The sequence below is a fragment of the Agromyces mediolanus genome, from assembly GCF_014648575.1.
Lineage (GTDB): Bacteria > Actinomycetota > Actinomycetes > Actinomycetales > Microbacteriaceae > Agromyces > Agromyces mediolanus.
Genome location: NZ_BMRJ01000002.1, coordinates 12,484 through 32,088 on the forward strand (window position 1 = coordinate 12,484; position 19,605 = coordinate 32,088).

Sequence of the window (19,605 nt, forward strand, 5' to 3'; positions counted from 1 at the left end):
CGGTGCGCGAGAATGGCGGGGTGATGCTCGACACCACCCACCCCCTGCAGGCCGGCCTCACCGCCGATTCCCGTCTCGTCCGCGCCTACGGCGGCGAGCGCCCCGAGACGACGCCCGTCTGGTTCATGCGCCAGGCCGGCCGCTCGCTGCCCGAGTACCGCGAGCTCCGCGTCGGCACCCGCATGCTCGACGCCTGCCTCGACCCCGAGATGGCGGCGGAGATCACGCTGCAGCCCGTCCGCCGCCACGGCGTGGACGCCGGCATCTTCTTCAGCGACATCGTCGTGCCGCTGAAGCTCGTCGGCGTCGACGTCTCGATCGAGCCGGGCCGTGGCCCGGTCTTCGCCCGCGGCTACGCCGACGCCGAGGGCGTCGCGGAACTCACCGCGATCGACCCCGCGCTCCTCGACGAGCGCGCCGCGCCCATCGCCGAGGCCGTGCGCCGCACGGTGGCGGAGCTGAACGAGACGGCGCCGTCAGGCGCCGAGTCGGGCGCGACCCCGCTGATCGGCTTCGCGGGCGCCCCCTTCACGCTCGCCGCATACCTCGCCGAGGGCGGCCCCTCGAAGGACCACCTCGCGGCGCGCACCCTGATGCACGCCGACCCCGGAGCCTGGCGCGCGCTGATGGACTGGACCGCCGAGCTCACCGGCCGCTTCCTGCGCACGCAGGTGCTCGCCGGCACCTCGGCCGCGCAGCTCTTCGACTCCTGGGCGGGCGCCCTCTCGCTCGCCGACTACGAGCGCCACGTCGCGCCCGCCTCGGCGAAGGCGCTCTCCTTCGTGCACGACCTCTCGTACGAGCGCCGGCTCGGCGACGGCAGCGGCAGCAGCACGACCGTGACCCGCAGCGTGCCGGTCGTGCACTTCGGCGTCGGCACGGGCGAGCTGCTCGGGGCCATGCACGACATCGGCGTCGACACGGTCGGCGTCGACTACCGCATCCCGCTCGACGTCGCCGCGGAGCGCGTCGGCGGGGACGTGCCGCTGCAGGGCAACCTCGACCCCGCCCTGCTCGCGGCGCCGTGGCCCGTGCTCGCCGACGCGGTCCGCGACGTGCTGCGCCGAGGCCGCAGCGCGCCCGCCCACGTGTTCAACCTCGGCCACGGCGTGCCGCCCGAGACGGACCCGACCGTGCTCACCCGCGTCGTCGAGCTCGTGCACGAGGCCGGCGCGTGAGCAGCGATCCCGCCGGGCTCGACCCCGCCGCGCTCGATCCGGCCGCGGCGGCGGGCGAGCCCGTCGAGCCCGAGCAGCGACGCAGCGACGTCGTGGTCGTGGGCGGCGGGGTCGCCGGGCTCGTGGCCGCGCTCGAGTGCGCCAAGATCGGGCTCTCGGTCACGGTCGTCGAGCGTCAGGAGGAGCCGGGCGGATGCGTCGGCCGCATCGAGCTCGAGGGGCTCTCGCTCGACTCCGGCGCCGAATCGTTCGCGACCCGCAACGGCTCCGTCGCCGAGCTCCTCGAGGCGCTCGGCCTCGCCGACGACATCGTCACGCCGAACCGCGCCGGCGCGTGGCTGGTCTGGGGCGCCGGGCTGCGGGCGGCCCCGCTGCCGAAGACGGGCGTGCTCGGCATCCCCGCGAACCCGCTCGGCGACGACGTGCGCGCCATCATCGGCTGGGGCGGGGCCATCCGCGCATATGCCGATCGGCTCATGCCGATCCTGCGCATCGGGCGGGCCGACAGCGTCGGCAAGCTCGTCCGCTCCCGCATGGGCGCCGCCGTGCTCGAACGCCTCGTGACCCCGATTTCCTCCGGCGTCTACTCCGCCGATCCGATGGACCTCGACCTCGACCTCGTCGCCCCCGGCCTCAACGCCGCGATGACCCGCGCCGGCTCGCTGTCGGGCGGCGTGGGCGAGCTCGTGGAGACCCGTCGCGCGGGTAGCGCCGTGCTCGGGCTGCGGGGCGGCATGCACCGGCTCGTCGACGCCCTGCGCGGGGAGCTCGCCCGCTTCGGCGCCGTCGTGGAGACGGGCCGAGAGGTGGTCGAGCTGCAGCGCGTCGAGTCGCCGGACGATGAGGCCGCGAGCTGGCGCGTCCGGGCCCTCGGCTCGGAGCGCGACCTCGTGATCGACGCGCGCTACGCGATCCTCGCCGCCCCGGCGCAGACCTCGCGCCGCCTGCTCGGCCAGGCGGTCGAGGGCTGGGCGGACGCCTCGGACTGGCCGAGCGCCGCCTCCGTCGAGATCGTCACCCTCGTGCTCGACGCCCCCGCGCTCGACGCGGCCCCTCGCGGCACCGGCGTGCTCGTGGCGGCCGACGCCGTCGGCGTGCAGGCGAAGGCCCTCACGCACTCCTCGGCGAAGTGGTCCTGGCTGGCCGAGGCCGCCAAGGCGAGCGGCGGCAGCGGTTCGCGCCACGTCGTGCGGCTCTCCTACGGCCGAGCGGGCGCGGCGAATCCGCTCGAGGGGCTCGACGACGAGGCGGTCGCCCGCCTCGCGGTCGCGGATGCCTCCGCCCTCCTCGGCGTCGAGCTCGATGCCCAGGCGCTCGTGGCCTCGGGCCGCACCGCCTGGCGCGACGCGCTCTCGCACGCCGCGCTCGGTCAGCGGGCGAGGGTCGCCGAGTTCGAGGACGCGCTCACCGCGGAGCCCGGCATCGAGGCGACGGGCTCCTGGGTCGCCGGCACCGGGCTCGCCTCGGTCGTGCCGCACGCCATCGAGGCTGCGGCGCGCATCCGGCACCTGGCGGTGCAGGAGCGCCAGTAGCGCGGCAGAGGCCATCCGGGTCCGACCCGGCTCGGCCCCGCTCTGCTCAGGCGAGGGTCGCGGCGAGCTGCGCGGCGGTGAGCTCGCGATCGGCGTAGACGAGGCGGATGGCCGAGGCATCCGGATTGCCCGCATCGGGCGCGCGGTGCCGCAGCGTCAGCCCGACCTTCTCGGCCACCCTGGCCGACGCCGTGTTGTGCTCCAGCAGGTAGGCGACGATCGGGAGTCCGGGTCGGCGCAGCCTGGCCGCCTCGACCGCGGTGCGCGAGAGCTCGGTCGCGAGCCCCCGGCCCTGCGCCTCGGGGCGGAAGCGGTAGCCGAGGTTCCAGTACGCCCCGTCGCGGGCCGCATGGTCGTGCGCGCCGGCCGCACGGCCGCGGACCGCGCAGCCGCCGTGCCCGATCACGAGCTCGGGTGCGGCCGCCTCCCGGATCGTCCAGGCGCCGAAGCCTTCGCTGCGCCAGTCGTCGAGCCAGCGCTCGAGCACCTCGGCCGTGCGCTCGCGGTCGGGGTGGCGGCCGGTGGGCAGGTGGGTCCAGGTGCGGGCGTCGCCGTAGATCTCGTGCAGGGCGTCGAGGTCGTCGGCGCTCGTCGGGTCGAGCAGGAGGCGTGCGGTGCGCTGCGGCATGCCAGGAGTGTAGGCATCCCGACCGACACGGCGAGTTCATGACCGAAACGGAATATTTCCGTCAACCCCCCTTGCGCCCATCTGCTCGGGGTCTACCCTTGGAAGGGTCGCCGTGCCGAAGGCGGCAGGAGATGGGGTGGAAATGAAGGGCAAGATCCTCTTCGTCGTCGGCCTTGGTGTGGGCTACGTGCTCGGCACCCGAGCCGGCCGCGAACGGTACGAGCAGATCAAGCGCGCGGCCGAGGGCGTCTGGAACCAGCCGGCCGTGCAGCAGGGCGTCAGCACCGTCACCGACTTCGCCAAGGACAAGCTCGGTGACGTCTCCGACACCGTGCTCGACGCCGCCAAGTCGTTCATCGGCAACGCGACCCGCGGTTCGGGCGCCACGAAGTCCGAGGTGCGCGAGGCCGCAGAGGCCGCCAAGCGCGGCGTCTCGAAGACGGCCAAGGCTGCGAGCTCGGCCGTCGAAGACGCCGCCGACGCGGTCGGCGACGCGATCGACGCCGCAGCGAAGACCGCGGAGCAGGCGGCGAAGCCCGGCACGCAGAAGCGCACCGCCGCCAAGAGCGGCGCAGCGAAGAAGTCGGGCGGCACGAGCGGCCGTTCGGCGGGCTCCGACTCCTAGGAGGGCGGCAAGATGAGTGCACCCACAGAAGACGAACGCTCGCTCTTCACCCTGATCGGGCAGCTGCCCGACACGGTGTCGAGCCTCGTCCGCGCCGAGGTCGACCAGGTCAAGGCCGAGTTCAGTTACAAGGCGAAGCACTTCGGCATCGGCTCGGGGCTCTTCGTCACGGTGCTGGTGCTGCTGCCGTTCCTGGTGTTCTGCCTGCTCGCGGCGGCGATCTTCGCGCTCGCGCTCGTCATGCCCGCGTGGGCCGCGGCCCTCGTGGTCGCCGGCGCCATCCTGCTCGTCATGGCGATCCTCGTGGGCATCGGCATCATGAATTTCAAGCGCGGCGCCGAGCCGCTCGAGTCGATCGACAGTCTCAAGGCCGACCTCGACGCCCTGAAGGGAACGGGTGACTATGACCGCCGCTACTGACGCGCCCGGCTCTGGCTCCAAGCGCGAGCAGAAGACCCGCGAACGCAACCTCGGCCGGGTGCAGGCCCGAGCGGCCGTCGTCGACGCCCGCGCCGAGTTCGCGAGCACGCTCAACGCCCTCGAGGACAAGCTCAACGTGCCGAAGCAGCTCGGCATCCGCGTCGATCGCGCGAAGGTGAAGGCCAGGGCCTTCGCCGACCGCAACCCCGCCGGGGCGGTCGCCGTCGCGATCGGGGCGGTCGTCGTGGTCGCCGGCGTCGTCGCCCTCGTCGTGCGCGCCGCCGTCAGCGACGACTGAGCCGCCGCGTCATGCCGGCGCCCACCGCCGTCGAGCGGATGGCCGATGCGCTCCGTGACGAGATCCTGAGCGGCGCGCTGCCCTCGGGGGCGCCGCTGCGCGAGGAGCAGGCGGCCGAGCGCTTCGGGGTGTCCCGGCACACCGTGCGCGCCGCGTTCCAGCGGCTCGTGGCCGAGCGGCTCGCCGAGTCGGCGCCCTACCGCGGAGTGCGGGTCACCGAGTTCGACCACGCGCAGGTGCTCGCGCTGCAGCAACTGCGCGAGGCGCTCGAGGTCGAGGCCGTGCGCATCGCGGGCGACCGCTACGGCGCGCACTGGCCCGAGGCGGCGCTCGCCCCGGCGATGCTCGCCCTCGACGAGCTCGCCCGGCTCGCCGTCACCGAGGAGGCGCTGCGTCCTCCGGGCGAGCGCGAGACGACCCCGGCCTGGCTCGAGGCCGAGCGGCTGCACCTCGAGGTGCACCGGGCGATCGTCGCCGCCAGCGGCAGCCCCAGGATCGTCGAGGCGCACGCCGCGCTCGGCGCCGAGCTGCGGCTCTTCCTGCTGCACATCCGCCGGCACTACAGCCTCGCCGAACTCGTCGTCGAGCACCGCGAGCTGCTCGCCGAGGTGCAGGCCGAGGGCGTCGAGGCGATGCGGCGGCACATCGCCCACTCGACCGGGCTCCTCCTCGGCTCGCCGCCCCTCGACGGGGAGTGAAGCCCCTCGACGGGGAGTGACGTGCTCGCGGACTCGCGCCCTCGCCGCGGAGCGACGGCTCAGGCCGTGAGCAGCGCGTACCAGATCAGCAGCATCGTCGCCGCGAAGCCGACGCCGTAGTTGATCGCGAGGAACCAGCGCCAGCCGCCGTTCGCGCGCGCCGACTCGGCGTCGCTCACCGAGCGGTACGGCCACGCCGCGACGAGGTACGGCACGGCGAGCACGGCGGCGAGCGGCCCCGGCCAGGACGTGCCGAGCATCAGCACGCCCGCCAGCAGCCAGAGGCCGATCGCGAGCCGGGTCGTGCGGCGGGCCCCCAGCGCGGTCGCGATCGAGCCGATCCCGGCCTCGCGGTCGGGCACGACGTCCTGCACCGCGCCGAAGGCGTGGCTCGCGACGCCCCACACGAAGAACGCGAGCAGCAGCAGCACGAGCTGCGGCGTCACCGTCGCCCCCGCGAGGGCGAGCCCGTAGCAGGCGGGCGAGACGAAATGGGTGCTCGAGGTGAGGGAGTCGAGGCCCGGGACCTCCTTGAACCTGAGGCCCGGCGCCGAGTACGCCACCACGGCGAACAGGCTGAGCGCGAGCCAGGCCCACGACCACGGGCCGCCGAGCAGCACGAGCCAGACGACGAACGGCACCGTCAGGGCGACCGCGGCGATCAGCACCGCGCGATGCCGGGCGGGCGGCAGCAGGGCCCCCTCGACGCCGCCCTTGCGCGGGTTCCTCGCATCGGACTCGAAGTCGAAGACGTCGTTGATGCCGTACATCGCGAGGTTGTACGGCACGAGGAAGAACAGGGTGCCGACGACGAGGGCGACGTCGACCTCGCGCACGGTCAGCAGGTATGCGGCCGCGAACGGGAAGGCCGTGTTGATCCAGCTGAGCGGGCGCGATGCGGTGAAGAGCGCGGGGAGCAGGCGCTGGCCGGATGCCTCGGCGCCGACGGCGCTCATCGCTCGGCTCCTCTGGGCGCGCGGGCGGGCCGGTCACGAGCCGCCGAGGCATCCGCTCGCCCGAGCAGCGTCCAGACCGCGGAGCAGAGCAGCAGCGCGGCGATTGGGTAGGCGAAGTCCTCGATCGGGGCAAGCCCGAGGCGCGGGCCGAGCAGGGGCGCGTCGGCGTAGTCGAACAGGCCCGCGGCGATCATCAGCGAGTCGAACACCGCGGTGAGGAGCACGAGGCCGCCCGCCGTGAGCGCGAGCGCGGCCGCGTGACCGGCCGGAGCACGTCGCCAGGCGATCACGGCGAGCACCGCCGAGACGGCGAGGAACGGGAGGCAGAGCACGGCGTAGCTCATCGGCGGGCCCCTTCGGCGGTGGAGTCGGCAGCGGGGCCGGTGGCGGGCTGCGCGGATCGGTGCGCGAGGAGGCGCAGCAGTCCCGTGTAGCCGACCATCGCGAGCTGGCAGAGGAAGGCGAGGAACACCGGCTCCTCGATCGGCAGGTGCGGCGCGATGAGCAGTCCCGTGGAGTAGGCGTTCGGCTCGCGGAAGAAGATGCCGAGCGAGATGCCCCAGAGGTCCCAGACGAGGAGCATCGCGACGCCGAGGGCGACCACGACCGTCGCCCGCAGCGGCGCCCGCCAGAAGAACAGCCGGTAGCGCGCGTCGACGAGTGCGATGCACGCGATCGAGGCGAGCAGCAGCCCCAGGTGGAGGAAGGTCATCCGGTGCGCTCCCGGTCGAGCGGGTCCGGGTGCAGCGGGTCGGGGTGCACTGGGTCTGGGCGCAGCGGGTCTGGGTGCGGCTCCTCGCTCGGCTCCGGGAGCGGGCCCGGGGCATCCTCGCCGCGGACGGCCTTCGCGACGAGCTCGGCGCTGATCAGGCACATCGGCAGGCCGATGCCCGGGATCGTCGTCGCCCCCGCGAAGTACAGCCCCTCGACGTTCGCCGAGGCCGTGCGCCCCCGGAACATGGCGCTCTGCCGCAGGGTGTGCCCCGGGCCGAGCGCCGAGCCGCGCCAGGACTGGAACCAGTCCTCGAAGTCCGCGGGCCCGATCGTGCGGCGCACGAGGATCCGCTCGGCGAGGTCGGGGATGCCGGCCCACTCGGCGAGGGTCGCGATCGCCCGGTCGGCCGTCTCCTCGACCGCCCGGTCGCCGCGGCCGTCGACGCCGCCGGCACCGATCGTGGGGTCGGCGGGCACCGGCACGAGCAGGAACAGGTTCTCGCAGCCGGGGGGCGCCACGCCCGGATCCGTCGCACTCGGGCGGCAGACGTAGAACGACGCCGGGTCGGGGATCGCCGGTCGCGAGCCGAACACCCGCTGGAAGTTCGTGCGCCAGTCGGCCGTGAAGCAGAGCGTGTGGTGGGCGAGCTCCGGCAGCCGCCCGTGCACGCCGAGCATGACGAGCACCGCGCCGGGTCCGGGGTCGCGGCGCGACCAGGATGCCTCGCTCCGCGTCCGCGCGCGGGGCGGGAGCAGCTCGGCATCCGTGTGGTGCAGATCGGCGGCGGAGACGACGAGCTCGGCCTCGACGAACTCCTCGGTGCCGGTGCCACCGGTCGGGCCGTGGTGCTGCACGCGCACGCCCGTGGCGCGCCCGCCCGCCGTCTCGATCCCGAGCACCCGCGCGCCGGTGACGAGCTCGGCGCCCGCCCGGCGGGCCAGCCTGGCCACGCTCGCGATGATCTCGCCGAAGCCGCCCATCGGGTAGAACACCCCGTCGGCGAGGTCGAAGCGGCTCATCAGGTGGTACATGCTCGGCGCCCGCTCGGGCGAGGTGCCGAGGAACACCGCCGGGTAGCCCAGGATCTGCCGCAGCCGCACGTCGTCGAAGGAGCGCCCCACCATGCGGTCGAGCGGTTCGAGCAGCAGCTTCGCGAGCCGGCCGAGCCGCCGCCGGACCGGCGCGGCGAGCAGCGCCCCCGGGTGGGCGAAGTCGGTGTAGAGGAAGTGCGTCATCGCGAGCCGGTACGTCTCGTCGGCGGAGTCGAGGTGCCGGGCGAGCGCGGCGCCGGCGCCCGGTTCGATCGACTCGAAGAGGGCGATGGATGCCTCGCGCTCGGCCCGCACGTCGACCGGCTCGTCGTAGCCCTCGAAGTACACCCGGTAGCCGGGGTCGAGGCGCACGAGCTCGAGCTCGTCGGCCGCCGTGGTGCCCATCAAGCGGTAGAAGTGCTCGAACACCTCGGGCATGAGGTACCAGCTCGGACCGGTGTCGAACAGGAAGCCGTTCGCCCGCCAACGCCCGGCACGGCCGCCGAGCTCGTCGCGCGCTTCGAAGAGCCGCACCTCGTGCCCGTCGCGGGCGAGCAGAGCCGCCGTGGCGAGCCCGGCGATGCCGCCGCCGATGACGACCGCGCGGCTCACGGTCGGCCTCCGCGGGCGATCACGCGGGCGACGATGGCGAGCTTGCGCGGCGCGGGCACCCGGACCCGCCGGGTGACGAGTTCGGCCGCGGGCGTGCGGCGGAGCCGGGCGGAGAGCTCGCCGAACAGGCCGTGCGCCGCGGCGACCGCGACGCGGCAGCCGCGGGGCAGCTCCGGGATCACGGCGGCCGCCTCGTCGAGCTCCGCGTCGATGCCGTCGAGGAGGCGCAGCTGCTGGGCCTCCGAGAAGCTCACCGGATCGACGCCCGGGAAGTAGCGGCGTCCGCGGAGCGAGGCATCCTCCCCGAGGTCCCGCAGGAAGTTGACCCGCTGGAACGCCGAGCCCAGCGCCCGCGCGCCGCGCTCCCAGCGGGCGTCGCGCTCGGCGTCCGGGGCGAGCCCGATCGCGAAGCCGCGCAGGCACATCAGGCCGACGACCTCGGCCGAGCCGTAGACGTACTCGTCGAGCTCGCGCTCCTCGGTGAAGGCGATGGGCTCGAGGTCGCGTCGCATCGAGGCGAAGAAGGGCCGGGTGAGCTCCTGGCCGAAGCCGCTGCGCCGCGCCGCGCGGGCGAAGGCGTGCACCACGAGGTTGGCGCTGTAGCCGCTCTCGAAGGCGGCCTCCGTGTCGGCCTCGAGGGCGTCGAGCAGCTCGCGGCGCCGCTCGCACGGCAGCCCGGCCTCCTCGGCCGGGCCGTCGACGAGCTCGTCGGCGATGCGCACGAGCGCGTAGACCTCGGCGAGGTGCTCGCGGACGGCGGGGGAGCAGAGCCGGCTCGCGAGGCCGAAGGAGGTCGAGTACGCCCGGATGACCCGGGCCGAGCCCTCGGCGGCGGTGCGGTCGTAGAGGGCGAGGCCGGTGGACGGTGCGGGCGGCGCGGTCGTGCGCTGGGTGGTGCGCTGGGTGGTGCGCGTGCTCACCTGGACCTCCTGGTGGCTTCGGCGGCGAGGCCGAGCAACTCGGCTTCGAGCGCGGCGGGCAGGTCCGCCGCGGCGATCGCCGTGCGCGCCGCGGCCGCCTCCTCGGCGATGCGCAACTCGACGCGGGCGCGGGCGCCGCTCGCCTCGATCGCCGCGCGGAGGGGGCGGGCGCCCGCCTCGTCGAGGTCGGGGCGCCCGAAGGCGCCGGATGCCGCGACCCAGGCCGCGTGCCCCCGCGCGTAGGCGATGAGTAGCGTCTCCTTGCCCTCGCGGAGGTCCCCGAGTGCCGTCTTGCCGGTCACCCGCTCTTCGCCGTAGACGCCGAGCACGTCGTCCTGCAGCTGGAACGCGACGCCGAGTCGGCGGCCGATCTCGCCGAGCCGTTCGACCGTCGCGCGCGGGGCGCCGGCGAGCAGCGCCCCCGCCCGGAGCGGCGCGCTGAACGAGTAGCAGGCCGTCTTGTCCTCGATCATCGCGAGGATGTCCGCCTCCCCGGGCCGCACCCCGGCGGCGTGCCGCACGTCGGCGTGCTCGCCCGCCGCGGCGGCGAAGACGCACTCGTCGAGCACGGCGAGGATGGCTCGCCGGCGCTCGACCGGCACGTCGAGGCCGGCCGCCACGGAGTGCGCCGCCGCGATCAGCAGGTCGCCCGCGAGGATCGCCGAGGCCTGGCCGTAGGCGTCCGCCCGCTCCCGCTCGAGTCCGCGCAGCGCGGCGTCGAGCGCGAAGCGGCCGGCGACGTTGGGCTCGCCCCGGCGCACGAGGTCGCGGTCGATGACGTCGTCGTGCACGAGGAACGCGGTGTGCAGCAGCTCGAAGGCCGCCGCGAGCGCTACGGCCTCCGCAGCGGCGGCGGGCTCGGCGTCGGCCCGTTCGCGGCCGCTCACCGACGCACCCTGTGCGGCGAGCGCGTCGTAGGCGCCCAGCACGAGCCTGGGGCGGATCCGCTTGCCGCCGCTCGCGGCGTCCCGCGCCGCCGCCCAGAGCCGCCGGTAGTCGGCGGCGTGCGCGTCGGCCCGCACGATGGCGTCGTCGAAGAAGCCGCCGAGGTAGCGCTCCACCTCCGCCTGCCGGCTCGGGGCGACCACGGTCGCGACGAGGCTCACGAGACGAGCGCTTCCGTGCGGACGCGCGCGTCGGCGTGGCCGCCGAGGAAGGGCAGCAGCTGCGCCTGCAGCACGAGCCAGGGACTGAACGCCCAGGGCGCGGCGCGGACCGCGGTGGCGAGCTCGCCCGGTTCGACCCAGGCGAGGTCGAGGACCTCGTCGGGATGCGGCGCCGGCGCCGAACTCGTGCGCGCCGTGTAGACCGGGCAGATCTCGTGCTCGACGATGCCCGAGGCATCCGTCGCCCGGTATCGGAAGAACGGCAGCACCGGCTCGACGTCATGGAGCTCGAGGCCGAGCTCGAACTCGGCCCGGCGGCGCACCGCGTGCGGCAGCGGCTCGGCCGGGGCGGGGTGCCCGCAGAAGGAGTTGGTCCATACGCCGGGCCAGGCGACCTTGCCGAGCGCGCGACGGGTCACCAGGAGGCGGCCGTCGTCGTCGAAGACGTGGCAGGAGAACGCGAGATGGAGGGCGGTGTCGGCGCCGTGCACGCTCGACTTCGGGGCGGTGCCGATCTGGTTGCCGGCCTCGTCGAGCAGCACGACCAGTTCGGCGCTGGATGCGGGCTGCACCGGTGCGGCCTGGGCCGGCAGCGGCGTGATGCTGAGGTCGGTCATGTCGGCTCCTTCGACAACTCCGGCGCGAGGTGCTCGATCCGAACCCTCGCTGCGGCGAATATCTCGCCTGGCTAGTGAGTAGCTTAGCGAGATTCGTCTCGCTTAGCTAGAATCTCGACATGGCAGATGAGCGGGAGCGCAGCCGGCGCGTGGAATCGGCGATGCACGATCCGCGCATCGTCGACCGCGACGAGGAGCTCGTCGACCGCAGCGGACTCGCCGACGAGGAGGTCGACCAGGTCGTGCGCGTCATGCAGGCGCTGCGCGGCTGGCACGCCGCCGCCGAGCGCATGAGTGAGGCCTCCCGGCGCTACATGCAGCTCAACCAGACCGACATGCGCGCCATCCGCTTCCTCATCGCCGCACGCAACCAGGGGCTCGTCGTGACGCCCGGCGCGCTCGCCGAGCACCTCGGCATCTCCAGCGCCTCCACCACGAAGCTCCTCGACCGGCTCGAACGCGGCGGCCACGTCACCCGATCGCCCCACCCGAGCGACCGCCGCGCCCTCGCGATCGCCGTCACCGAGCACACCCGGCACGACGCCCGCGAGACCGTCGGCCGTCAGCACGCGCGACGCTTCGCCGCCGCGGCGGCCCTCGCGCCGGAGGAGCGCGAGGTCGTCATCCGCTTCCTCGACGCGCTCGCCGCGACCGGACAGGACTGAGCCGTCCGCGGATTCCCGCGCCATTCGGCGGAGCCGACGCCTCCCTTTTGGACCTTCCGGGGGAAAGAGGGAGACTGGGGGTATGTCTTCCCCCGCTGCCGAAGGGGCAGCCGACGAGCTCCGTCACGCGTCCGAACCCGAGCAGTCGCCCGAGGGCTACACGCTCTTCGCCGTGCTCCGAAAGGACCCCGCGCGCCCCGATGACCTCGACGGGCGCGATGTGCCGCGCTTCGTGACCGAACTCGACGGCGTCATCGCGCTCGTCGAGAACGAGGGCGTCACGGTGCGCGGGCTCTACGACGTCTCCGGCCTCCGCGCCGACGCCGACGTCATGATCTGGCTGCACGGCGCCACCGCCGAGGGCCTGCAGTGGGCGCTGCGCGAGCTGAAGCGCAGCCGCCTGCTGCGCGCGCTGCTGCCGACGTGGAACGCCATGGGCGTGCACCGCGACGCCGAGTTCAACAAGGCGCACGTGCCGGGCTTCCTGCGCGGCATCGAGCCCAAGGGCTGGCTGACGGTCTACCCCTTCGTGCGCAGCTACGACTGGTACCTGCTCGACCCGGCCGAGCGCTCCCGCATGCTCGCCGACCACGGCCGCAAGGGCGCCACCTTCCGCGGCGCGATCGCCCACACCGTGAGCGCCTTCGCCCTCGGCGACTACGAGTGGCTGCTGCCGATCGAGTCCGACGAGCTCACCGAGCTCGTCGACCTCATGCGCGAGCTGCGCGCCACCGACGCCCGCATGCACGTGCGCGAAGAGGTCCCGTTCTACACCGGTCGACGGATCTCGACCGCCGAGCTCGTGGAGGTGCTGCAGTAATGGCCGCGACGAACCTGGGCTCGACCGGAGCCGCCGCGCCCGAGCGCGAGGCCGCCCGCGGCCGCAAGCCGGCCCCCGCCGCCGAGGCGTACTGCGCCTCGGGCGCGTGCGTGCCCGGTGCCACCGAGGCCGCCCAGTCGGGCCCCGAGCACGTCACCGAGCCCGTCGCCTACGACGCGATCCTGCTGGCCGGCTTCGGCGGGCCCGAGGGGCAGGACGACGTCATCCCCTTCCTGCGGAACGTCACGAGCGGCCGGGGCATCCCCGACGAGCGCCTCGAAGAGGTCGCCCACCACTACCGCCACTTCGACGGCATCAGCCCCATCAACCAGCAGAACCGCGAGCTGAAGGCCGCTCTCGAAGCGGAGCTCGCCCGGCGCGGTGTGGAGCTGCCCGTGATCTGGGGCAACCGCAACTGGGACCCGTACCTCAACGACGCGCTGAACGAGGCGAACGAGCGCGGCTTCACCAAGCTCATCGCGATCGCCACGAGCGCGTACAGCTCGTACTCCAGCTGCCGCCAGTACCGCGAGGACTTCGCCGACGCGCTCGCCGACACCGGCCTCGCCGAGACGGTCCAGATCGACAAGGTGCGCCAGTTCTTCGACCACCCCGGCTTCGTGCAGCCGTTCATCGAGGGCGTGCGCGACGGCCTCGCCGAGCTCGAGCGCCGGGTGCCCGGCCTCGACCGCACGAGCGGCGTCGAGGTGCTCTTCGCGACCCACTCGATCCCGTCGACCGACGCGGCCAGGTCCGGGCCGGCCGAGCGCGGCTTCGGCGAGGGCGGCGCCTACGCGGCGCAGCACCGCGCCGTGGCCGAGGTCGTCATGCGCGAGGCGGGCGCGAGCGACGTGCCCTGGCAGCTCGTCTACCAGTCGCGCTCCGGCCCCCCGTCGATGCCGTGGCTCGAGCCCGACATCAACGACGCCATCGCCGAACTGCCCGCCACGGGCCGCAAGGCCGTCGTCATCGTGCCGCTCGGCTTCGTGAGCGACCACATGGAGGTGCTCTGGGACCTCGACAACGAGGCGCTCGAGAGCTGCGAGGAGCACGGGCTCGAGGCCGTCCGCGTGCCGACGCCCGGCACGCACCCCGCCTACGTCGCGGGCCTCGTCGACCTCGTGCTCGAGCGCGTCAACGGCACGCCGACCGAGGAGCGCCCCGCGATGACCGAGCTCGGCCCCTGGTACGACGTGTGCCGCCCGGGCTGCTGCGAGAACGTCCGCCTCGGCTTCCGCCCCGCCCTCGCCGGGATCGCGCCGTGACCGAGCTCATCCGCGTCGGCACCCGGGGCAGCGCCCTCGCGGTGGCCCAGACCCGCTGGATCGCCGAGCGCATCGCGAAGGCCGCCGGCGGCGCCGAGATCGAGCTCGTCGAGGTCACCACGCACGGCGACACCTCGCGCGCCTCGCTCAGCGAGATCGGCGGCGAGGGCGTCTTCGCCGCGGCGCTGCGCGAGTCGCTGCTCGCCGGCGACTGCGACGTCGTCGTGCACTCCCTGAAGGATCTGCCGACGGCCGAGCACGAGGGGCTGCGTCTCGGCGCGGTGCCCAAGCGCGCCGACCCGCGCGACGCGCTCTGCGCGCGCGACGGCCTGACCCTCGCCGAGCTGCCCGAGGGCGCCCGCGTCGGCACCGGCTCGCCCCGCCGCATCGCGCAGCTGCGCTCGGTGCGCCCCGACCTCGAGGTCGTCGACCTCCGCGGCAACGTCGACACCCGCCTCGGCAAGGTGGCGAGCGGCGAGCTCGACGCCGTCGTGCTGGCCGCCGCCGGGCTCGGCCGACTGGGCCGGCTCGAGGCGGCGACCGAGCTGCTCGAGCTCTCCGACTGGCCCACCGCGCCCGGCCAGGGCGCGCTCGCCGTCGAGGTCCGCCGCGAGCGCGGCGAGCGGGTGCTGGAGCGCGCGCTCGAGGGCGTCGACCACCGCTCGACCCGGGCCACGGTGCTCGCCGAGCGGCTCGTGCTCGCCGGGCTCGAGGCCGGCTGCTCCGCGCCCATCGCCGCGAACGCCTTCATCGAGGACGAACTTCTCTTCCTCACGGCCACCGTGTACAGTGCCGACGGGGCGCGCAAGCTGACGAGTTCTCACGCTGCGACCCCCGAAAGCCGCTCGACCGCCGATCTGGCCGAGGCGGCCGGCGACGTCGCCGAGCGCGTCGTCGCCGAACTCCTCGGCAACGGTGCCGCAGACCTGGCAGCACTCGAGGAGCCGCGGTGAGCGAATTCGAACCGATGACGGGCACGATCAACGTGTCCGTCTCGGGCGACGGCAAACCGCTCGCCGGCTGGCGCGTGCTCGTGCCCCGCGGCGGCCCGTGGGGCGACGCGGTCGCGGCCGCGCTCCGCTCGCGCGGGGCCACCCCCGTCATCGCCCCCATGATCAACTTCGCCCCGGCCGACGACCAGGCCGCCCTGGAGTCCGCGCTCGAGAAGCTCGGCCGCGGGGAGTTCGACTGGGTGACCCTGACGAGCGCGACCACGGTCGACGTGCTCTCCACCTACGGCGCCACCATCCCGGCGTCGACGAAGGTCGCGGCGGTCGGCGAGACCACCGCCGCGGCGCTCACCGCCGCCGGGTACCACGTCGACATCGTCCCCTCCGAGGAGAACTCGGCGCGCGGCCTGCTCGAGGAGTGGGAGGCGGCGACCGAGGGGCAGAAGGGCCTGCGCGTGCTCGCCCTCCGCTCGGCGATCGCGAAGCAGGTGCTCTCCGTCGGCCTGCAGCGCATCGGCCACCACGTCGAGGCGGTCGTCGCGTACCGCACCGTCGGGGTGCCCATCGCCGACAAGGTCGTCGACGACGTCCGCGCCGGCAACGTCAGCGCCGTGCTCGTGACCTCGGGAAGCGTCGCCGAGCAGGTGCAGCAGCAGCTCGGGCCGATCCCCGAGCAGACGCTCGTCGCGGCCATCGGGCCGCAGACGCAGCGGGATGCCGCGAAGCTCGGCCTGCGGGTCGACGTCGTCGCCGTCGAGCGCAGCGCCGAGTCGCTCATCGACGCGGTCGTGAACGCCGCCCTCGCCCGGGCGTAGCAGCCGCGGACGGCGGGCCGCGCGCCGCCGCTGCCCGTAGTCTCGGCTCATGACTTCGAGCGGGACCGGTGAGCGCACCGTCGACGACGGCTCCCGTGGCACGCGCGCGGCCCGCATCGTCGGCATCGACTACGCGCGCTTCCTGGCCCTCGCCGGCATGATGGCGACCCATCTCTGGACGTGGCAGCCCGACGGCGGCACGCCCGCGCTCTCCGCCGCGCTGCAGGGCAAGGCCGCCGCGCTCTTCGCCGTGCTCGCCGGCGTCGGCATCGCGCTGTCCACGCGTCGGGCCGTCGCCGAGGGGCGGGTGTCGTCGGCGCGCTGGGCGGTGTTCGGCCGCGGGCTCGCCCTGCTCGTCATCGGGCTGACCCTCGGCCTGTTCCCCGGCAGCATCCTCGTCATCCTCGCCTACTACGCGCTGACGTTCTGGGCGATGATCCCGTTCCTGCGCGTGCCCAGCCGGGTGCTGCTGCCGATCGCCGTGGGCTGGGCGCTCGTCTGGCCGCCGCTGCTGCAGCTCGCCCGGGCCGAGCTCGTCGTGCCGTTCGAAGTCGGCAGCGCGAGCTGGCTCGATTTCGAGGACCCGCTGCGGCTCGTGCGGGGCCTCCTCGTCACCGGCGTGTACCCGGTCGGCACCTGGCTCGTCTACACGATGGTCGGGCTCGTGGTCGGCCGCGCGGTGCTCGCCGTCGTCGCGGAGCCCGCCCGGCTCCGCGCCCTCGGCATCCGCCTCGCGGTGATCGGCGCCGGCCTCGCCGCCGTCGCCGTCTCGCTCAGCTGGCTGCTCGCGGTGGGGTTCGGCGGCCTCGAGCGCCTCGCCGAGGCTCGGCCGGAGCTCGGCGCGGCCGGCGTCGCCGAGCAGTTCCTCGCCGAGCAGTTCGGCGGACCGCCCGGCGGCAGCCTCTGGTGGCTCGCCTCGCCCGCGCCGCACACGGGCACGAGCTTCGACCTCGCGATCACCTGCGGCACCTCGCTCCTCGCCCTCGGCCTCTGCCTCGCGCTCGGCGCGATCCTGGGACCGCGGACGCGTCTCGTGCTCGCCCCGATCGGCGCCGCGGGAGGTGCCCCGCTCACCGTCTACACGGCGCACGTGCTGGCCGCCGGGCTCGTCGACGCGCTCGCCTCGCTGGAGCCGTGGGACGACGGCCTCCCCTGGCAGGTGTCGAGCCTCCAGCTCTGGCTGCTGCACGTCGCGGGCGCCCTGCTCATCGGGCTCGTGCTCGCCCTCCTCGGCCGGCGCGGGCCGCTCGAGGCCGTCGTCGCCTGGGTCGCGCGCCGCTTCGCGCGGCTCGGGAAGGGCGAGGCGGATGCCGCGCCGGCGGCGCCGAGCGGCGATGCCCCGCCAGGCGACGTCCAGCCGGGCCCGCGTAGGCTTGACGGGTGAGCTCCGCGCCAGCCATCCGCCCCCGTCGTCTGCGGCAGAGTCCCGCGCTCCGCCGCCTCGTCTCCGAGACCCGGCTGCACCCCGCCGACCTCGTGCTGCCGATCTTCGTCCGCGAGGGCGTGTCCGAGGCGGTGCCGATCGCCTCCATGCCGGGCGTCGTGCAGCACTCCCTCGAGAGCGTGAAGGGCGCCGTCGCCGAGGCCGCCGCGGCCGGCGTCGGCGGCGTCATGCTGTTCGGCGTCCCCGAGACCCGCGACGCGATCGGCTCGGGCGCGACCGACGCCGACGGCATCCTGAACGTGGCGACCCGCATCGTGCGCGAGGAGGCCGGCGACGCGCTCGTCGTGCAGACCGACCTCTGCCTCGACGAGTTCACCGACCACGGCCACTGCGGCGTGCTCGATCCCTCCGGCGCCGTCGACAACGACGCCACCCTCGACCGCTACCGCGAGATGGCGCTCGTGCAGGCCGCCTCCGGCTCCCAGCTGCTCGGGCTCTCCGGCATGATGGACGGCCAGGTCGCCGCCGTCCGGCACACGCTCGACGCCGCAGGCTTCGCCGACACCGCGATCCTCGCCTACTCCGCCAAGTACGCCTCGGCGTTCTACGGGCCGTTCCGCGACGCCGTCGAGTCGACGCTCGAGGGCGACCGGCGCAGCTACCAGCTCGACCCCGGCAACCGCCGCGAGGGCCTGCGCGAGGCGACCATCGACATCCAGGAGGGCGCCGACGTCGTCATGGTGAAGCCCGCCGGCGGCTACCTCGACGTGCTCGCCGACGTCGCCGCCGTCTCGGAGGTGCCGGTCTGGGCGTACCAGGTGTCCGGCGAGTACGCGATGATCGAGGCCGCCGCCATGCACGGCTGGATCGACCGCCGCCGCGCGATCGTCGAATCCGTGCGCTCCATCCGCCGCGCCGGCGCCGACGCGGTGCTCACGTACTGGGCGAGCGAGCTCGCCACCTGGATCCGGAACGGGGACGAGGCATGAGCGCCCTTCGACGAGCTCAGGGGACCAGCGGAGCTCAGGGGACCAGCGGAGCTCAGGGAACCAACGCCGAGCTGTTCGCGCGCGCGCAGGCCGCGATCCCCGGCGGGGTGAACTCGCCCGTGCGCGCCTTCCGCTCCGTCGGCGGAACGCCCCGCTTCCTCGTCTCCGCCCGCGGGCCGTACGTCACCGACGCCGAGGGCCGCGAGTACGTCGACCTCGTCGCCGGCTGGGGCCCCGCCATCCTCGGCCACGCCGACCCGCGCGTCGTCGAGGCGGTGCAGGCGGCCGCCGCCCGCGGCCTCTCCTTCGGCTCCTCGACGCCCGCCGAGACGGAGCTCGCCGAGCTCGTCGAGGCCCGCGTCGCCCCCGTCGAGCAGCTGCGGCTCGTGTCCACCGGCACCGAGGCCACCATGAGCGCCATCCGCCTCGCCCGCGGGGCGACCGGCCGCGACGTGCTCGTGAAGTTCGCCGGGCACTACCACGGCCACTCCGACGGCCTGCTCGCCGAGGCCGGCTCCGGCCTCGCGACCTTCGCGCTGCCCGGCTCTGCCGGCGTGCCCGCCGACATCGCCGCGCTCACCCTCGTGGTGCCGTACAACGACCTCGACGCGCTCGCCGCGGTCTTCGCCGAGCACGGCGAGCGCATCGCCGCCGTCATCGTCGAGGCCTCCGCCGCGAACATGGGCGTCGTGCCGCCGCGGCCCGGCTTCAACCGCGCGCTCGTGGAGCTCGCGCACGCGCACGGCGCGCTCGTCATCAGCGACGAGGTGCTCACCGGCTTCCGCGTGTCCGAGGCCGGCTGGTGGGGCCTCGAGGCGCGCTCGGCCGACACGGCGTACACGCCCGACCTCATGACCTTCGGCAAGGTCATCGGCGGCGGAATGCCGGTGGCCGCCCTCGGCGGTCGCGCCGAGCTCATGCAGCAGCTCGCGCCGCTCGGCCCGGTCTACCAGGCGGGCACCCTCTCCGGGAACCCGGTCGCCGTCGCCGCGGGCATCGCCACGCTCCGCGCCGCCGACGCCGAGGTGTACGGGCGGCTCGACGCCGCGGCCGCGACGATCTCGGCCGCCGTGTCCGAGGCGCTCGCCGCCGAAGGGGTCGCCCACGCCGTGCAGCGGGCCGGCAACCTGTTCAGCTTCGTCTTCGGCGAGGAGCTCGCGAGCGGCGCCCACGACTACGCGACCGTGCAGCGGCAGGAGTCGTGGCGCTACGCCCCGTTCTTCCACGCCATGCTCGACGCCGGGGTCTCGCTGCCGCCGAGCGTCTTCGAGGCGTGGTTCGTCACCGCCGCGCACGACGAGGCGGCGATCGGCCGCATCCTCGACGCGCTGCCCGCCGCGGCCCGCGCCGCGGCATCCGCCCGCCCCGCCTGAGCCGCCTG

The 19,605-nt window shown here is 74.6% G+C and carries 22 protein-coding genes; 14 read left to right on the forward strand and 8 right to left on the reverse strand.

The window, feature by feature from the left end; translation table 11 throughout:
* Window positions 1-23 precede the first annotated feature (23 nt).
* Together hemE and hemG are read left to right on the forward strand one after the other, a co-directional pair.
* Window positions 24-1,178 (forward strand): uroporphyrinogen decarboxylase, encoded by a 1,155-nt coding sequence (gene hemE / locus IEY71_RS09855; RefSeq protein WP_189085178.1) that lies wholly within the window; start codon window positions 24-26, stop codon window positions 1,176-1,178.
* Window positions 1,175-2,710 (forward strand): protoporphyrinogen oxidase, encoded by a 1,536-nt coding sequence (hemG, locus tag IEY71_RS09860; RefSeq protein ID WP_189085179.1) that lies wholly within the window; start codon window positions 1,175-1,177, stop codon window positions 2,708-2,710. Before hemE ends, hemG begins: the two co-directional genes overlap by 4 nt.
* 46 nt (window positions 2,711-2,756) lie before the next feature.
* On the opposite strand, the gene IEY71_RS09865 is transcribed toward hemG, so the two are convergent.
* Window positions 2,757-3,338 carry a GNAT family N-acetyltransferase gene (locus tag IEY71_RS09865; protein WP_189085180.1) on the reverse strand — a complete coding sequence of 194 codons (582 nt, stop codon included), beginning with the start codon at window positions 3,336-3,338 and terminating at the stop codon, window positions 2,757-2,759.
* 142 nt (window positions 3,339-3,480) lie between these two features.
* Between IEY71_RS09865 and IEY71_RS09870 the strand changes: the two genes are divergently transcribed.
* Genes IEY71_RS09870 through IEY71_RS09885 form a run of 4 tightly spaced genes read left to right on the forward strand, consistent with a single transcriptional unit; the run spans window position 3,481 to window position 5,379 of the window.
* Entirely contained in the window at window positions 3,481-3,963 is a 483-nt protein-coding gene (locus IEY71_RS09870) for a YtxH domain-containing protein (RefSeq protein ID WP_189085181.1), read from the forward strand.
* A 12-nt stretch (window positions 3,964-3,975) separates the two neighbouring features.
* Window positions 3,976-4,383 carry a phage holin family protein gene (locus tag IEY71_RS09875; RefSeq protein ID WP_189085182.1) on the forward strand — a complete coding sequence of 136 codons (408 nt, stop codon included), beginning with the start codon at window positions 3,976-3,978 and terminating at the stop codon, window positions 4,381-4,383.
* Window positions 4,367-4,681: a hypothetical protein gene (locus IEY71_RS09880; RefSeq protein ID WP_229781658.1), complete on the forward strand. Its 315-nt coding sequence runs from the start codon at window positions 4,367-4,369 to the stop codon at window positions 4,679-4,681. Before IEY71_RS09875 ends, IEY71_RS09880 begins: the two co-directional genes overlap by 17 nt.
* Window positions 4,682-4,692: 11 nt before the next feature.
* Window positions 4,693-5,379, forward strand: a complete 687-nt coding sequence (locus IEY71_RS09885) for a GntR family transcriptional regulator (protein ID WP_189085183.1) — start codon at window positions 4,693-4,695, stop codon at window positions 5,377-5,379.
* A 59-nt stretch (window positions 5,380-5,438) separates the two neighbouring features.
* Here IEY71_RS09885 and IEY71_RS09890 read toward each other — a convergent pair whose 3' ends face one another.
* From IEY71_RS09890 to idi, 7 genes are read right to left on the reverse strand one after another with little or no spacing between them, the layout of a single operon-like run.
* Window positions 5,439-6,335 carry a prenyltransferase gene (locus tag IEY71_RS09890; RefSeq protein WP_189085184.1) on the reverse strand — a complete coding sequence of 299 codons (897 nt, stop codon included), beginning with the start codon at window positions 6,333-6,335 and terminating at the stop codon, window positions 5,439-5,441.
* On the reverse strand, window positions 6,332-6,679 hold the full coding sequence (locus IEY71_RS09895; protein WP_189085185.1) for a lycopene cyclase domain-containing protein: 348 nt from the start codon (window positions 6,677-6,679) through the stop codon (window positions 6,332-6,334). Before IEY71_RS09895 ends, IEY71_RS09890 begins: the two co-directional genes overlap by 4 nt.
* On the reverse strand, window positions 6,676-7,047 hold the full coding sequence (locus IEY71_RS09900) for a lycopene cyclase domain-containing protein (RefSeq protein WP_189085186.1): 372 nt from the start codon (window positions 7,045-7,047) through the stop codon (window positions 6,676-6,678). The genes IEY71_RS09895 and IEY71_RS09900 overlap by 4 nt, the downstream gene beginning before the upstream one ends.
* Window positions 7,044-8,693, reverse strand: coding sequence for a phytoene desaturase (locus IEY71_RS09905; RefSeq protein WP_189085187.1), 1,650 nt, complete (start codon window positions 8,691-8,693; stop codon window positions 7,044-7,046). Before IEY71_RS09905 ends, IEY71_RS09900 begins: the two co-directional genes overlap by 4 nt.
* Window positions 8,690-9,613 carry a phytoene/squalene synthase family protein gene (locus tag IEY71_RS09910; protein ID WP_189085188.1) on the reverse strand — a complete coding sequence of 308 codons (924 nt, stop codon included), beginning with the start codon at window positions 9,611-9,613 and terminating at the stop codon, window positions 8,690-8,692. The genes IEY71_RS09905 and IEY71_RS09910 overlap by 4 nt, the downstream gene beginning before the upstream one ends.
* Window positions 9,610-10,719 carry a polyprenyl synthetase family protein gene (locus IEY71_RS09915; protein WP_229781659.1) on the reverse strand — a complete coding sequence of 370 codons (1,110 nt, stop codon included), beginning with the start codon at window positions 10,717-10,719 and terminating at the stop codon, window positions 9,610-9,612. The genes IEY71_RS09910 and IEY71_RS09915 overlap by 4 nt, the downstream gene beginning before the upstream one ends.
* Window positions 10,716-11,336, reverse strand: a complete 621-nt coding sequence (idi, locus tag IEY71_RS09920) for an isopentenyl-diphosphate Delta-isomerase (protein ID WP_189085189.1) — start codon at window positions 11,334-11,336, stop codon at window positions 10,716-10,718. Before idi ends, IEY71_RS09915 begins: the two co-directional genes overlap by 4 nt.
* Window positions 11,337-11,455: 119 nt before the next feature.
* Between idi and IEY71_RS09925 the strand changes: the two genes are divergently transcribed.
* From IEY71_RS09925 to hemL, 8 genes are all read left to right on the forward strand, one after another.
* Entirely contained in the window at window positions 11,456-12,001 is a 546-nt protein-coding gene (locus IEY71_RS09925; protein WP_229781660.1) for a MarR family winged helix-turn-helix transcriptional regulator, read from the forward strand.
* 82 nt (window positions 12,002-12,083) lie between these two features.
* Window positions 12,084-12,821, forward strand: a complete 738-nt coding sequence (gene hemQ, locus IEY71_RS09930; RefSeq protein WP_189085190.1) for a hydrogen peroxide-dependent heme synthase — start codon at window positions 12,084-12,086, stop codon at window positions 12,819-12,821.
* The gene (locus IEY71_RS09935) at window positions 12,821-14,086 is read left to right on the forward strand and encodes a ferrochelatase (protein WP_189085191.1); all 1,266 of its coding nucleotides are present in this window, start codon (window positions 12,821-12,823) and stop codon (window positions 14,084-14,086) included. Before hemQ ends, IEY71_RS09935 begins: the two co-directional genes overlap by 1 nt.
* A complete protein-coding gene (gene hemC, locus IEY71_RS09940; RefSeq protein ID WP_189085192.1) occupies window positions 14,083-15,039 on the forward strand; it encodes a hydroxymethylbilane synthase in 957 nt (318 codons plus the stop codon). The genes IEY71_RS09935 and hemC overlap by 4 nt, the downstream gene beginning before the upstream one ends.
* A 14-nt stretch (window positions 15,040-15,053) precedes the next feature.
* The gene (locus IEY71_RS09945; protein ID WP_189085932.1) at window positions 15,054-15,851 is read left to right on the forward strand and encodes a uroporphyrinogen-III synthase; all 798 of its coding nucleotides are present in this window, start codon (window positions 15,054-15,056) and stop codon (window positions 15,849-15,851) included.
* 49 nt (window positions 15,852-15,900) lie between these two features.
* Complete coding sequence (locus IEY71_RS09950) at window positions 15,901-17,235, forward strand: DUF418 domain-containing protein (RefSeq protein WP_189085193.1); 1,335 nt, start codon at window positions 15,901-15,903, stop codon at window positions 17,233-17,235.
* Window positions 17,232-18,224 carry a porphobilinogen synthase gene (gene hemB, locus IEY71_RS09955; protein ID WP_189085194.1) on the forward strand — a complete coding sequence of 331 codons (993 nt, stop codon included), beginning with the start codon at window positions 17,232-17,234 and terminating at the stop codon, window positions 18,222-18,224. Before IEY71_RS09950 ends, hemB begins: the two co-directional genes overlap by 4 nt.
* The gene (gene hemL, locus IEY71_RS09960) at window positions 18,221-19,597 is read left to right on the forward strand and encodes a glutamate-1-semialdehyde 2,1-aminomutase (protein ID WP_189085195.1); all 1,377 of its coding nucleotides are present in this window, start codon (window positions 18,221-18,223) and stop codon (window positions 19,595-19,597) included. Before hemB ends, hemL begins: the two co-directional genes overlap by 4 nt.
* The last annotated feature ends 8 nt before the right edge of the window (window positions 19,598-19,605 follow it).